The 14,609-nt window shown below is 54.0% G+C and carries 14 protein-coding genes; 8 read left to right on the forward strand and 6 right to left on the reverse strand.

Annotated features, from left to right (window positions below; genetic code table 11):
- Positions 1–112 precede the first annotated feature (112 nt).
- Entirely contained in the window at positions 113–1,222 is a 1,110-nt protein-coding gene (locus LOS79_RS26435; RefSeq protein ID WP_315413583.1) for an FUSC family protein, read from the reverse strand.
- A gap of 288 nt (positions 1,223–1,510) precedes the next feature.
- Here LOS79_RS26435 and LOS79_RS26440 point away from each other — a divergent pair, with 288 nt between their 5' ends.
- From LOS79_RS26440 to LOS79_RS26455, 4 genes are read left to right on the forward strand one after another with little or no spacing between them, the layout of a single operon-like run.
- Positions 1,511–2,635 carry an ABC transporter ATP-binding protein gene (locus LOS79_RS26440; protein ID WP_315413585.1) on the forward strand — a complete coding sequence of 375 codons (1,125 nt, stop codon included), beginning with the start codon at positions 1,511–1,513 and terminating at the stop codon, positions 2,633–2,635.
- A complete protein-coding gene (locus LOS79_RS26445; protein ID WP_315413587.1) occupies positions 2,625–3,431 on the forward strand; it encodes an ABC transporter permease in 807 nt (268 codons plus the stop codon). Before LOS79_RS26440 ends, LOS79_RS26445 begins: the two co-directional genes overlap by 11 nt.
- On the forward strand, positions 3,428–4,261 hold the full coding sequence (locus tag LOS79_RS26450) for an ABC transporter permease (protein ID WP_315413589.1): 834 nt from the start codon (positions 3,428–3,430) through the stop codon (positions 4,259–4,261). Before LOS79_RS26445 ends, LOS79_RS26450 begins: the two co-directional genes overlap by 4 nt.
- Positions 4,258–5,331, forward strand: coding sequence for an ABC transporter substrate-binding protein (locus LOS79_RS26455; RefSeq protein ID WP_315413590.1), 1,074 nt, complete (start codon positions 4,258–4,260; stop codon positions 5,329–5,331). The genes LOS79_RS26450 and LOS79_RS26455 overlap by 4 nt, the downstream gene beginning before the upstream one ends.
- Positions 5,332–5,858: 527 nt before the next feature.
- On the opposite strand, the gene LOS79_RS26460 is transcribed toward LOS79_RS26455, so the two are convergent.
- From LOS79_RS26460 to LOS79_RS26480, 5 genes are all read right to left on the reverse strand, one after another.
- Entirely contained in the window at positions 5,859–6,980 is a 1,122-nt protein-coding gene (locus tag LOS79_RS26460) for an IS4 family transposase (protein ID WP_315411632.1), read from the reverse strand.
- 716 nt (positions 6,981–7,696) lie between these two features.
- Positions 7,697–8,371: a hypothetical protein gene (locus LOS79_RS26465; protein WP_315413592.1), complete on the reverse strand. Its 675-nt coding sequence runs from the start codon at positions 8,369–8,371 to the stop codon at positions 7,697–7,699.
- 158 nt (positions 8,372–8,529) lie between these two features.
- The gene (locus tag LOS79_RS26470; RefSeq protein WP_315413593.1) at positions 8,530–9,354 is read right to left on the reverse strand and encodes a class I SAM-dependent methyltransferase; all 825 of its coding nucleotides are present in this window, start codon (positions 9,352–9,354) and stop codon (positions 8,530–8,532) included.
- Positions 9,355–9,493: 139 nt separating this feature from the next.
- A complete protein-coding gene (locus LOS79_RS26475) occupies positions 9,494–10,345 on the reverse strand; it encodes a 1,4-dihydroxy-6-naphtoate synthase (RefSeq protein ID WP_315413595.1) in 852 nt (283 codons plus the stop codon).
- On the reverse strand, positions 10,346–11,056 hold the full coding sequence (locus tag LOS79_RS26480; RefSeq protein WP_315413597.1) for a futalosine hydrolase: 711 nt from the start codon (positions 11,054–11,056) through the stop codon (positions 10,346–10,348). It abuts the gene before it with no gap.
- Between the two features lie 655 nt (positions 11,057–11,711).
- On the opposite strand from LOS79_RS26480, the gene LOS79_RS26485 reads away from it, so the two are divergent.
- The 4 genes from LOS79_RS26485 (at position 11,712) to LOS79_RS26500 (ending at position 14,519) form a co-directional block, all read left to right on the forward strand.
- A complete protein-coding gene (locus LOS79_RS26485) occupies positions 11,712–12,185 on the forward strand; it encodes a MarR family winged helix-turn-helix transcriptional regulator (RefSeq protein ID WP_315413599.1) in 474 nt (157 codons plus the stop codon).
- Positions 12,186–12,499: 314 nt separating this feature from the next.
- Entirely contained in the window at positions 12,500–12,901 is a 402-nt protein-coding gene (locus LOS79_RS26490) for a DoxX family protein (RefSeq protein ID WP_315413601.1), read from the forward strand.
- Positions 12,902–12,948: 47 nt separating this feature from the next.
- Positions 12,949–13,899: a ring-cleaving dioxygenase gene (locus tag LOS79_RS26495; RefSeq protein ID WP_315413603.1), complete on the forward strand. Its 951-nt coding sequence runs from the start codon at positions 12,949–12,951 to the stop codon at positions 13,897–13,899.
- The gene (locus LOS79_RS26500) at positions 13,896–14,519 is read left to right on the forward strand and encodes an alpha/beta hydrolase (protein WP_315413604.1); all 624 of its coding nucleotides are present in this window, start codon (positions 13,896–13,898) and stop codon (positions 14,517–14,519) included. Before LOS79_RS26495 ends, LOS79_RS26500 begins: the two co-directional genes overlap by 4 nt.
- Positions 14,520–14,609: the final 90 nt, after the last annotated feature.

Consider the following 14,609-nt stretch of genomic DNA (forward strand, 5'->3'; position numbering starts at 1 on the left):
CGCAAAAAAATAGGCTTTACCAGAGCTTACAGCATATAGGAGATTTGGTTATAATGGTAACGGTATCCAGTGAAATCCCGGCTGAATGTAAAAAAAGGGACACCCCCCAAGCTTATAGCTTATGAGAGAGTCCCTTTTGCAGAAAGCGCACAGCGCGCGCTGTATTGGCCTTGGCCGGCTGGGCGGCAGCTGAGACTGCCGCGTAATCAGCACGTTCAATCTCTTCAAGAATCCGGTTCAGATGGGAGAAGACTGCCCCGAGATCACGGAATGCGGCGAGCGGGCACTCCCCCTGCAGTTCAGCGAACCAGGCCAGCTGTACATCACGGGCACGGCGCAGGCTCTCTGGAAGGGAGCGTCCGCACTCAGCATCTGACAGTGTCCGGGTACCGTATAAAGCAATGCAGTCCGCAGTAGCCGTCACAACCTCAATCATCCAGTCTGCTGCAGCATAATGTGCCGGCAGCAGAGCGATCTCCTCGGCAATACCCTTAACGTATGCGTGTATCCTGCCGAGATGGGATGTGGCCTGTGATAAAGCACCCAGCTCTTTGCGGCACGGGAAATGGGACAGCGTGTAATGCAGCTCCTTCTGCAGCCGGTCACTCTTTGCCAGCAGCTCACCGGACTGCTTAAGCGCTGCAGGGGCTGATGCGGTACCCCGGCTGCCGGCGGTCAGGCCGCTTAAGGCATCAGACAGAAGGAGACTGCCTTCAAGTGCCAAGCTCTTGACCTTGACGAACCCTTTGGGCGGAACGATAATCATATTTATGGCTAAGGCGATCAGCACGCCGATTAGCGTTTCGGCGACTCTCCAGACAATATACCCATCATGATAGAAGGTAAGCGCCAGAACGGAGGTTACGCCGACCTGCGACACAGCCTGGATATTAATCCGGCACGCGGTGGCTACGCCTATGCCGAGCAGCAGCATCAGCAGAATGGAGAGCGCGCCTACATCGAAGAAGCGGCCGACAATCAGGCTGACGATCCCGCCGAGCACAATGCCCAGCAGCCGGTAGGCGCCTTTTTCGAGGGAAGCTTTAACACTGCTCTGGGTAATCAGAATTGCCGCCAGCGGTGCAAAGTACAGATAATGGTCCCCGTAAAGGCTGTGCACCGCCACCCAGGAGAGTGAAGCAGCGAGCGTAATGCGTATCATATAAAGCGATAATCCGTATTTTTCAAGGCGGTCCTGTAACCCCTCGTTCATTGATTTCATCTTCTTTCATAAAAGTGAGAAAATTAACATGATTTTCAGCCGTTTTCATTATAGCACCCCCAAACGTGCCTGACCGGCTTCAGTTTTTACGAACTTGTTAAGTTTCACGGACTAATTTTTACATTGTAAACTATCGCATATAAAGGATTATTCCTTTATGCTATATATATTGAAGTCTGTCGAACCAGAGGAGGAAATGTCGCTTATCACCGCATGGCATGCTGCCTGGACGGATTGTCTCCCGCAGGAAGCGGGTAAAATAGGTTGTACTACATAAGGTAAGGGAGGTTGTTAGCTATAGCTACCCCGGAAGGCACTATCATTTCATTTGATCAGGTAATTAAGCAATATGACGACGAAGAGGCAGTATTAAAAGGCGTAAGCTTCGAAATTGAACGCGGCAAATTCTATACACTGCTGGGCCCCTCGGGCTGCGGAAAGACGACCATACTGCGGCTCATCGCCGGTTTTGCCGAGCCGACTGAAGGTTCCATTTATCTGAACGGCAAAGTCATCAATCATATTCCCGCTAACGAGCGGCAGGTAAATACGGTTTTTCAGGATTATGCTTTGTTCCCGCATCTGAACGTATTTGAGAATGTAGCTTTCGGACTGCGGATCAAGAAGCTGAAGAAGGATGTCATTACGCAAAAGGTGCAGGAAGCGCTGCGCTTCGTCAACCTGGTCGGCTATGAGCAGCGGGCCATTAATGAAATGTCCGGCGGACAAAGGCAACGTGTGGCAATTGCCCGGGCAATTGTCAATGAGCCGCAGGTATTGCTGCTGGACGAGCCGCTGTCGGCGCTGGATCTTAAGCTGCGTACGGAGATGCAATATATTTTGCGGGAGATGCAGCAGCGGCTGGGCATCACCTTTATTTTCGTTACCCATGACCAGGAAGAGGCGCTGGCGATGTCTGACTGGATCTTCGTCATGAACGGCGGCAAGATTGAGCAGAGCGGTACGCCTAATGATATCTACGATGAGCCGATTAACCGGTTCGTGGCCGATTTCATCGGGGAGTCGAACATTGTGCCGGGCGTGATGATTGAAGACTATGTGGTGGAATTTAACGGCCACCGGTTCGAGTGTGTCGATGCCGGCCTGAAGCCGAACGAAGCGGTGGAAATCGTAATCCGCCCTGAGGATCTGGAGATTGCGACGGTGGAAGCCGGTAAGCTGCAGGTGCGTGTGGATTCCCAGCTGTTCCGCGGAGTGCACTACGAGATCAGCTGTTATGACGGCTCCGGCCACGAATGGCTGGTCCATTCTACGCGCAAGGCGGAGGTAGGCAGCGAGATCGGCCTGTATTTTGATCCGGAAGCCATTCATGTTATGCGGTTCGGTGAAACGGAGGAAGAGTTCGACAAACGTCTGGAGGCTTACGGCGAGGTGGAGAGCGATGAAGAGTAAGGGCAAGTCGTATTACCTCATCCCGTACTACCTGTGGATTGCCTTATTCGTTATTGCACCGGTGCTGCTGGTTATCTATTACTCCCTGTTCGATCTCGACGGGAAGCTGACGCTGGATAACTACGTTAATTTCTTCACGCCGGTCTATATGAGAATGATGCTGAACTCCTTCTGGTATGCCTTCCTGATCACCCTGTTCTCGCTGCTGGTGGCTTATCCGGCGGCGTATCTGCTGACGCGCACAAAGCATAAGCAGCTTTGGCTGCTGCTGATTATTTTGCCGACATGGATCAATCTGCTGCTGAAAACCTATGCCTTCATCGGCATCTTCGGCACCTTTGGCCCGGTGAACAATTTCTTTGACTTGGTTGGAATAGGTGAACAGCAGATACTCTTTACAGGCTTCAGCTTTGTGTTCGTATCGGTTTATATTTTCATCCCGTTCATGATTCTGCCGATCTTCAGCGCACTGGATGAGATGAATCTGTCGCTGGTGGATGCAGCGCGTGATCTGGGCGCCTCCGGCTGGACGACGTTCCGGCGGGTGGTATTCCCGCTCACCATCTCCGGCGTACGCTCCGGCTGCATGGCAGTGTTCATCCCGGCACTGTCGCTGTTCATGATTACTCGCCTGATTGCCGGCAACCGGGTTATTACGCTCGGTACCGCCATTGAGCAGCACTTCCTCGTCACGCAGGATTGGGGTATGGGCTCTACGGTAGCGGTGTTCCTGATCGCCATTATGGCACTGTTCATGATTCTTACGGGCAGCTCGCGGAAGGGGGTGCGCGGGTGAGAAGCAAGAATAAAAACGGGATAGCGAATATCTATCTGGTGCTGGTCTTCGTTGTCCTGTACGCGCCGATCTTCTACCTGATGTACTACTCGTTCAACAGCGGCGGCACGATGCATGAATTCGAGGGGTTCACGCTCGACTATTACCGCGAGGTTGTCGGGGACACCCGGCTGATGATTATTATGATTAACACCCTGGTGATTGCGCTTCTGTCTTCGGCGATTGCAACAGTAATTGCTGTCATCGGAGCACTGGCGATCCAGCATGTCCGCAGCCGCCGGGCCAAGAATACGCTGCTCTCGCTGAACAATGTGCTGATTGTCAGCCCGGATGTCATTATCGGAGCCTCGTTCCTGATTCTGTTCACCATTGTCGGAATCAAGCTGGGCTTCACCTCCGTTCTGCTCTCGCATGTGGCGTTCAGCATTCCGATCGCCGTTATTATGATTCTGCCGCATCTGCAGGAGATGAGCCCGACGCTGACCGATGCAGCCCGTGACCTTGGGGCTACCCGCCGCGATGTGCTTACGAAGGTTATTCTGCCGATTATCAAGCCGGGGATCTTCAGCGGGTTCTTCATGGCCCTGACCTATTCCCTGGATGATTTCGCGGTCACCTTCTTCGTAACGGGCAACGGCTACTCTACGCTGTCTGTTGAGATTTATTCGCGGGCACGGCAGGGGGTTTCGCTGTCGATCAACGCGCTGTCGACGCTGATCTTCCTCTTCACCATACTGCTGGTAATCGGTTATTACTACCTCAACCAGCGTAAGAACAAACCAATGATGCATACCGCAGAACCGGTTGCCGAAGCGGGGGTGCCTAGATGAAGCAGCTGATCAATACTTTTCTGGCCATTCTGATTGTCGCTTTCGGGCTGATGTTTCTGGCCTACCGGCTGAATTCAGCGGAAGGCTATTCCGGCGGCAATACGCTGACCATCTATAACTGGGGTGATTATATCGATCCCGACCTGCTGAAGCAATTCCAGGAGGAGACCGGCATTACGGTCATCTACCAGACCTTTGACTCCAATGAAGCGATGCTGACCAAGGTCGAGCAGGGGGGTACGGTCTTCGATGTCGTCGTGCCATCCGACTATGCCATTGCCAAGATGCGGGAAGAGAATCTGCTGCTGCCGCTCGATCACAGCAAAATTCCGAATTTGACCAATATTGATTCTAAATTCATGGACCTCTCCTTTGATCCCGGCAACATGTACTCCGTGCCCTATTTCTGGGGAACTGTAGGCATTATCTACAACCCGGATATGACGGAGGGGATGGATTTCAGCAGCTGGAATTCGCTCTGGGACAAGCGCCTGAATAACGAAATCTTCCTGGTGGACGGGGCCCGTGAGGTGATGGGGATGGCGCTTAACAGCCTGCATTATTCCGTCAATGACAAGAACGAGGAGCACCTGCAGGAGGCGCTGTCCAAGCTGAACAAGCTGTCCCCGAATGTCAAAGCGATTGTCGGCGATGAGATCAAGATGCTGTTGGCCAACGAAGAGGCCTCAGTAGGAATCGTCTGGTCCGGTGATGCTTCAGAGATTATGGACGAGAACGACAAGCTTGATTATGTGGTGCCGGAGGAAGGCTCGAACATATGGTTCGACAACATGGTCATTCCGCGCACAGCAGCTAATGTAGAAGGCGCGCATAAGTTCATCAACTTCATGCTCCGCCCTGATGTGGCCGCGCAGAATACGGAATATGTCGGCTACTCTACGCCTAACACGCCTGCACTCGCGCTGCTGCCGGAGGATATTTCCGGGGATGAGCGCTTCTACCCGCCCGCCGAGATCACCGACCGGCTGGAGGTCTATGATAACCTCGGGAAGCGGATGCTCGCCCATTATAACGAGCTGTTCCTGAAGTTTAAGATGAACAAGAAATAGGAATTGGAGTTAGAATGGGATTGCCTGGCGGCACCTGGACACCCGTATGCGGATTATCTGCGTGCGGGTTTTTTTTGCGGAATGAGCTGGAATGGGGGTAGTTGGTGAACTGGTGAAGAGGAACTGATAGGGCATGTAAGGTAAGGGGGGACGGGGATGAATAGGCGGGAGCAAGCGGGGATAGGCAAGAGTAGGTATAAGTGAGAAATGAGTATGGATAAGTAGGAAAGAGTAGGTGTGCGAATGGCAGGAGTAGATATGCGCGAATGACGGGAGGAGGCAGGAATGGCAACCTTAGCAGCATTGGTGGATGTAATTAGAGTGTTATCCCAATTTAGTTGGATTTTATCCACTTGCTGATGAGCAAAAAGCGTCTGCCTGAGAAATAGTTGGAAAAACAGCACTTAATTTGTAATATTTAATCTGAAAAGGCTGAATCCTATAGAAATAGATGCTGTTTTTCCACTTAATTGCTCGAAATCGCCCGGAGGCATGAAATTAAGATACGTTTATCTAGGCCTGTTGATTTACCAGTTTGTGTTAATAAAATGGACGGCTTGAGCTAAATAAATCCTCCACTCCACAGGTAACTTATGCAGCGCAAATAACCGGTCAAAGTTCGCGAACGTTAACCTAGCGCTAGCGTGCACGATACGATTTCCCTGCTCAAACAGAAACTTTAGCAACACATACACCAATAAAGCCACATAGAGCTGTCCATAGACTGCATTTTCTGTGGTTCCAAACAACTTGGGAATGTTTAAATGCTGCTTAATCCAACGAAAAAAAACTTCAATCTGCCAACGTTTCTTATAGATCTCTGCTATGGCTTCTGGGGAGTGCCAGTGCAGATTTGTTGCGAGAATGACGGGATTTCCCTTGGGATCTTTCAGAATAACCACTCGAAACCGATTCTCGGAGAGCGCCTTTTTCTTTCCCAATTGGCACGTCAAATCCTGTTCGATCCCTCCCTCAAATGGGCGATTTCGCAGGCGCGGGATGGGATTGGCGAGCGTAGTATTATCCTTAAGCCGAATCACAAAATATTGCCGCTCTTTCTGCTCTTGATAGCGGTCAAACAGTTGGTGCTTCCCGTAAGCACGGTCACCCACCAAAATAAATTGGCTGTCGAGCAGCGCAGCACAACTGTTTAGATCATGCTGAATGGCCGGGGTCTCCGTCACTTTGTGCAATTCGTTCGAGTCCCCGAGTAACCCGACATGCAGCTTAACGCCTGCTTTTCGCCCTTTAATTTGCGCCCACGGCAACCGACCCTGACCGACCGAAATAGTGGTGGAGTCCACGATTAACAGGTCTTTCGGAATACCGAGGGTACGCTTTGTCTTCCGGTTACATAGCCCTAGCATCAGATTCAATAGACGCTTAAATACTGAAAAAGGAACCGCCTTGGCCTTTTTGGAAAGGGTAGAATAATTCACCGTACGTTGTCCCTGAAGGGACATTCGCTGTGCGCCGTCTCGGTATCCATCCCACTGCTGAAACGCAGCTTCCGCCAAAAATAAAAACAAATCATACACGGTAAATTTACGCGCAACATCCGTATATTGTAATTCTTCCAGGATGGGACGCATGTCTTCCTCGGGAATCACCAATTGCAGAATGTGTGAAATTGAAGTAGACTTTTTCATGAGGTCGCCTCGTTTCGGATAGTTTGTAGGGGTACAAACACTTTACCGAATGAGCGGCCTTTTTGCTACCTTTTTTTGGCTAATCAACAGGCCTAACGTTTATCCACTTACTGATGCTGCGGTCAGTGCCGGGTGGTCTTTCCGGCCATATAACCGGGTAGCCAGGCAACAATTCTTCCGCAAATAATCGCTGTCTAAGCCTGTGAGTGTGTACCGGCCCATCACTTACCGCGCCCCTCTAACACCTACCCATCACTTACCCGTCACTTACCGCACCTACCGCAACTACCCCGCACTCGCCGCGCACCTATCAGGTATCTGCCCCGCACCTGGTACCTTGCAGCCTCGCTACTTACATGCCGTTTGCTAAAGCTGGCTCACCAGTGCTTTTCACACAAGAATGTTACTTGGCATACGCCTGAGCGGAGAATGAAGCAGAGTTAGCCCTGCCAGGCGCTGCAGCATCCAGCTGCGTTAATCTGTTAAGTAATCAGCCCCACAATCTGACCGGAGGTGGCAGCACTCCACTGTACCTAAAGCACGGCACGGAAGTCCCGTCCATCACCGCCCAGCACAATGGCACGACACGGAACTCCACCAACCACTGCACAGTAGCGGCACACAGTAAAATGGTTAGATGATCCGTAGGCCCGCAGTCTGTTGCATTCATGCCGGTTCGCTGCAGTAACCTCTTTGTTGCGCTTTTTGGCCACAGGTTAGTTGAAGTACTCCAGTACGCCCCGCCCCAGCTCATAGCGGCTGATTCGCTCCCGATTGCTGGTGGGGAGGGGGAGGAGCCAACCCTTGTCTGACAGACTGCGCAGCGTGCGGACTGCCGTCCGGTAATCGACAGTGAAATGCTCTTTAACATCCTGGGGGCGGATGGGCCGGGCCAGCTGGATAGCCAGCCGGATTACCTCCTGCTCCATAAGCTGCAAGCGGGACACAGGCGTTTCTGCAGGCTGATACCGGCCGAGCACCATCCGCAGCAGGGTCATGCAGACTTCAGGCCGCTGCTCTACATCATCGTAAGCGAATGAAATGACATGATAGCCCATGGCGTATAAGAAGGTCTCGCGGTTTAGCTCATTGCAGTATTTGAGCCGGTCCATGTCGCGGACATGGGTGGTATAGCCCTTAATTTCGATGAGCAGCTTCACATATCCGGGCAGCCAGGCGAAGTCGGCGAAATAGGATCTTCCCCGCCAGTCCAGCACCTCATATTCCGGATGCAGCCCGTCCAGCTGCCCCCGCAGCGGCCACCAGACATTACGCAGGAACAGAATTTCTGCATGGCGGTGCCCCCGCTCCAGCCGGCCGCGGCGTTCTCCCTCTGGTCTGCTGTCCAAGTGCCCGTTGATGAACGCCAAATGTGCTTCTTCAAATAACATATTCGCTCAATCCCCCCTGTAAAATAGAAAACGCCCCGGAAGCCCTCTTAAGGGCAACCGGGACGTTCTTCGTCTCGCTGTTATTAAGTATAGGCCGGATACTTCAGGAAGGCCAGAGTGCTTTTTATTTACGTATTAGCATTCACACATTCGCACATCTACTTCACTCCGATCCGCATCCGGTAGCTGATCGGCACCTGCAGGGTCCGGCCTTGGAAATAATCCTGGACCGCTGCCGAGAAACCGGCGATGTCCGTCTCGAGCAGAGCGGGATCCAGCTTCAGGACGGACTGGATTCCGCCTTGGCTGAGAGTCAGGCCGATGTACCGCTCAGCATTGCAGGCCTCCATATTATGAAAAACAACCTCCCGGGCGTAGGTAAACAGCCCGCTTGCTTTGATCCGGGCGAGGTGTCCTTCCTTATCCCACTTGCGGGCCTGCTCTGCGGCCGGCTGCCGCTCAGCAAGCAGGGCATCAGCAGAGGCAATCAGCCCGTTATAGCGGGCTTCAACCGCCGGGTGCAGCATCAGGGGCCAGTCGCAGTCATAGGCGGCAAAGATACCGCCGGTTCGCAGACAGCGGGAGATTTCCTGCAGGGTGCTGGACGGGTCCATCCAGTGGAAGGACTGCGAGCAGGTAACGATATCGACAGTGCCCGAGGGGAACGGCAGCTCATTGGAATAGCCTTGAACAAAGGATAAAGCGCTGCTTCCGGCGTGCAGAGCGGCAAGCTTCTCTTGTGCTTTGCCCAGCATATCGGGATTAGGCTCCACTCCTGTTACCTGATCCGCAGCGTCCTTCCACAGGAAGGTGGAGAGACCGGTACCGCAGCCGATGTCAGCCACCAGGGCCGGGCGGCGGCCGAGATAGGTACTCAGCAGCCCGGTAACCAGCGGCGGCGCTTCGGGCCTGTAGCGGTCGTAATTGTCCTGATAGCCCAGGAACCGGTCAATATTTGCCTTGCTGTTGCCTGATGGAATCATAAGATGAGCCTCCTCACGGATTGTAGATAGGGTAAGGGTTGGAAAGCCTGGTGGCTACCAGGATTATTCAATTATCTGACTCCGGAGCGGCGGGGCCGCCTGGCTACCGGCAGAATGGTCCAGAACTCCGGTAATGCAGCTACCGCAGCAGTGCCGGATTTATGGCCGGAACGAGACCTTCGGCTGCAGCCCGGTTCAGCAAAGCAGAGATTGCACCATAACCGTCATCTCCCAGATTCATGGAGAATTCATTGACGTACAAATCGATGTGCGATTTGGCTACCTCAGGGGAGAGCTCCTGGGCGTGGCTCAGAACATATTCCTGAGTATCGAGCGGATGGTCCCAGGCATGCTGCAGCGAGCTGCGGATCCAGCCGGTAATGGCTTCATGGTCCAGATCCCGGCGGGCAATGATGGCCCCGAGCGGAATCGGCAGACCGGTATCGCTCTCCCACCAGCTGCCCAGATCGGCGAGCAGTTGGAGATTATAGGAAGGGTAGGTGAACCGTGCCTCGTGAATCACCAGACCGGCATCGATTGCCCCGCTCTGCACCGCAGGCATAATCTCATCAAACGGCATGACGATAATCTCGGCAGGGTCGCCCGATACCTGCTGCGCTGCCCACAGGCGGAACAGCAGGTAGGCTGTGGAGCGCTCGCTCGGAACAGCGATTTTCCGTCCGGACAGCTCACGCGGGTGCTTGATGGCACCTGCTCCTTTACGGCTCAGCACCAGCGGGCCGCAGCCCCGTCCGAGTGCGCCTCCGCAGGGCAGCAGCCTGTAGTTATCCAGTACCCAGGGGAGGGCGGCGTAGGAGATTTTCAGCACCTCGGGCCCGCGGCCCTCTGCGGCCAGTTCATTGGTAATGTTAATATCGGCATAGGTAATATTCAGCGCCGGCGCATCCGGCACCAGCCCGTGCGCCCAGGCATGAAAGACAAAGGTATCGTTAGGGCAAGGGGAAAACGCAATATTAAGCTCAGCTGTCATCTATAGCACCTCCACTAAAATAGCCGCTGCTGCGCTCAAGGCATCCAGCGCTTCATTGATCTTCCACGCGGCCCGGTCGCGCGGGCCGACCGGGTTCGAGATCGCGCGCAGCTCAAGCGCCGCGATCCCCAGCCTTTGCGCGGCCACGGCAACCCCGTGGCCTTCCATCGCCTCCGCCGCCGCCTGCGGGTGGCGGGCGGCCAGGGCCGCGGCCGTACCGGCGGTGCCGGTCGCGGTGGACACGGTAAGCACGGTGCCCGTGCTTACCGGTAGCCCGGCCGCAGCCAGCGCGGCCGCAAGGGCCTGTACCGTGCCGCCGGGCGCCGGCACGGACACGCTGCCGAAGCCGAGCTCGGCAGCGCTGCGGAAGCCCTCCGGCGTCTCCGCGCCGAGGGCCGCGTCAAGCATCTCGCTGGCGACAACCAGCGAGCCTACAGGGGCGCGGCCCGGGAAGCCGCCGCCGATCCCGGCGCTGACGGCCCAGCCGTAGGAGCCGGCTGCCAGAGCGGCGGCGGTGCCCGCCGCAGCCGCAGCGGTACCGGCGCCCGCTGCAATGACATGGAACCTGCGGTCGCCCCGCAGGCCGCGCAGGACGGCATCCCGCTCAGCCGCGACTGCCGTCACAATCAGCACCTCCGCGTGTGCCGCTGCGGGCAGGGATTCACCAGCGGATGCATCCCGTTCCGGTCTGTCTGTTGATGTTGATTCCATTCGGGTGAAGCCTCCTCTATATGAACTGGACTTGCTTCTATTATTCGCACCCAAAAGGATACGCCGATTTAACGGTGAGGTCAAACCGGCTGCAAGTTCTGGCAGTTTCTATTGAGCTGACTGTAGGGTGGGGAAGAATACTCCATTACATTCAGTCAGGTGCTTTTCATACCATTTTATCTTTACTGTACGCGTGCCAAATGAAAAAATAAGCGGGAAAATATCAGCTAATAACGGAGAGCTCTTGAAAAGTACGAATGATATAGCTTGATCTGGAACCTTCCAATTTATTAGCGCTAAGAGGATGTCCATAACAAAGGCGCAACAAAGGAGCGAAAGTGCAATTGTATTTTATACTGTAGATCTCTTGCAAAACGCTCCAAATATTCATTCTATTGTATTTTGTACAATGCATTTCAGGTAAATGAGCTTTAAATGCCTAAATCAGAAGAAGCTAGTGTACAAAATACAATAGATTCTGTTTTTAGGCGCTTTTAACCGTAATCTGCTGTACAAAGTGCAATAGAACTCCCCGCGCCCCCCGGTCAAACAACTTTATTGCAAACAGTTGACAACGGCTGAAGCATGCTGTATATTTATCTTAACTTAAAGATAATTAACTTAAAGATAAATACAAAAGACAGGAGGTGCACATATGAGCGACAACAAGGAGACCCTTAACGCGGCAGCAGGCAGTCAGAGTGACCAGGATGAGGCAGTATCGCTGAAATTGTTCGTAGTTTTGTCTAAGGCGTATAAGAGCCTGATGGATCTGGCCGTGAAGGATATGAAGAGCCACGGGCTGGCTTCGGCGGAGTTCATGGTGCTGGAGGTCCTGTATCATAGAACGCGGATTCCGCTGCAGCAGATCGGCGAGAAGATTCTTGTGACCAGCGGCAGCATCACCTACAACATCGACAAGCTGGAGAAGCGCGGACTGCTGAAGCGTGTTCCATGCAGCGACGACCGGCGCGTGACCTATGCTGAGATTACGGAAGCGGGGCGGGAGCTGTTCGATGATATTTTCCCCCGTCATATCCAGTCTATACACAGCCTGATGGGCGGACTGAGCAGTGAAGAGAAGGCCCAGGCAACCCTGCTGCTGAAGAAGCTGGGCAAGGGAGTATAGAAGCGCAGGGCCGCCGCTCCCAGGTGCCGCCTGATTAGAAGTTCAGCCGGCAGCCGGCGTTATATGGTAAACTGCAGCCCGTCCGGGCACATCATGCAGCCATATTAACATCATTCAGTATTAATGCATGCATGGTCGTTATATTAATCCGCAGGAAGACTAGGCGATCATATGCAGCAGTAATGTTACCGAAGTTACCTGGGCAAGAACGCATGACTTAGAGTTCAGCAGAAGCAAATAGAGAGAATCAAAAATTTTTAGTCAATATCTTAACGTTAAGATAATTAAAATCGAGAGAATGAGGAGTGTTTAAAATGGTTAGTGTAGGTTTATTGTTGATCAGATTGGTAATTGGTGTAGCGTTTATCGGGCATGGTGCACAGAAGCTGTTCGGCTGGTTCGGCGGCTACGGTCCCAAAGGCACAGGCGGCTGGATGGAGTCCATCGGCATTAAGCCGGGCGTGCGCATGGCGGTACTGGCAGGGCTGATGGAGCTGGTTGGCGGGTTGCTGTTCACACTCGGCCTGCTGACACCGGTGGCTGCTGTCCTGATTGCTGCAACTATGCTTGGCGCGATTGTCAAAGTGCATGCTCCGAACGGCTTCTGGTCTACAGCTAACGGTATTGAATTTCCGCTGACACTGCTGGTGGTTGCGGTAGCGGTAGCATTGACCGGAGCAGGATCGATCTCTCTGGATGCCATCTTCTTTAATTAATCGAAACTAATGAAATATCATAAACTCAAATTCAGGAGGGCTTACTCATGACTATGCAAACTGCAGGAATTCATCATATTACCGCTTTTGTAGGGGATGCACAGCGTAACGCTGACTTTTATGCCGGAATTCTCGGGCTGCGGCTCGTTAAAAAAACGATCAACTTCGACGCTCCCGAGGTCTATCACCTCTACTTCGGCAATGAGCAGGGTGCGCCGGGCACAATCATCACCTTCTTCCCGTGGTCTACCGGACGCAAGGGCAGAATCGGCGGCGGGCAGGTGGGCGTAACTACTTATGCGGTACCTGCCGGCTCCCTTGGGTTCTGGGAGCAGAGGCTGGCTGCCTATCAGATTCCCGTTACCAAGGTTACCCGGATCGGCGAGTCCTATCTCTCCTTCGCGGATTTCGACGGGCTGCGGATTGAACTGGCAGAGCGTGAGGAAGGGGCGCTTAGCACCTGGTCCTTCGGCGGAGTCCCTGTTGAACATGCAATCAAAGGCTTCGGCGGCGCCGTACTCTACAGCACGGCACCGGATAAGACGGCAGATACGCTCTCCCGGACAATGGGCATGGAGCAGATTGCCGAAGGCGACGGCTACATCCGGTATAGAGCAGCTGGTGATATCGGGAATATCATCGATCTGAAGTCGGCTCCGGTACCGCAGGGGGCAGGCGGCACAGGAACTGTCCACCATATCGCCTGGCGGGCGGCAGATGATGCCGATCAGCTGGAATGGGGCCGCCGCGTACAGAGTCACGGCTATCAGCCGACTCCGGTACAGGACCGCCAGTACTTCAACGCCATCTACTTCCGTGAAGAGGGGGGAATCCTGTTCGAGATTGCTACTGATCCTCCGGGCTTCGCCCGTGACGAAGCTCCGGATGCGCTGGGACAGAAGCTGATGCTTCCGGCATGGTTTGAGCCGCACCGCAGCACGATCGAGGAGAACTTAAGCCCGTTTGAAATCCGCGAAATCGGGGTGAAGCAGGTATGATCCATATCTATAAGCAAGGTACAGATGCAAGTCTGCCGACACTTGTATTATTCCACGGTACCGGCGGCAGCGAGCAGGATCTGCTGCCGCTGGCCGGGCTGCTGGCCCCGGGCGCCCCGGTGCTCGGCATCCGCGGCAATGTGCTGGAGAATGGAATGCCGCGCTTCTTCCGGCGGCTGGCTGAAGGGATATTCGATGAGGAGGATCTGATCTTCCGCACCCGTGAAGTGAAGGGATTTCTGGAGGAGGCTGCGCTGAAATACGGATTCGATGCTGACAATCTTGTTGCTGTCGGCTACTCGAACGGGGCGAATATCGCCGGCAGCCTGCTCTTCCATTACGGGAACATCTTCCGGGCAGCGGTGCTGCTGCACCCGATGGTCCCGCTGCGCGGGCTTGAACTGCCGCCGCTGCAAGGTGTTCCCATCTTTATCGGTGCCGGGACTAACGATCCGATTATCCGCTCTGAAGAGACCAGGGAGCTGGAGGCACTCCTGAGCGGTGCAGGGGCAGAGGTTACCGCACACTGGGGCAATCAGGGACACCGCCTGAGCGCCGCTGAAGCTGAGGCGGCCAGAGATTGGCTGGCTAAACTCATAGCGGCGGATCAAAGCAAATAAATGAGTACCCGGACAACCGTCTGCGGGGCTGCTGACCAGTGACTTCATTGTCAACTGTAAGCCCCTGCAGGCGGTTTTTTATTGAAATAA

The organism is Paenibacillus sp. MMS20-IR301 (genome assembly GCF_032302195.1).
Classification (GTDB): domain Bacteria; phylum Bacillota; class Bacilli; order Paenibacillales; family Paenibacillaceae; genus Paenibacillus_AQ.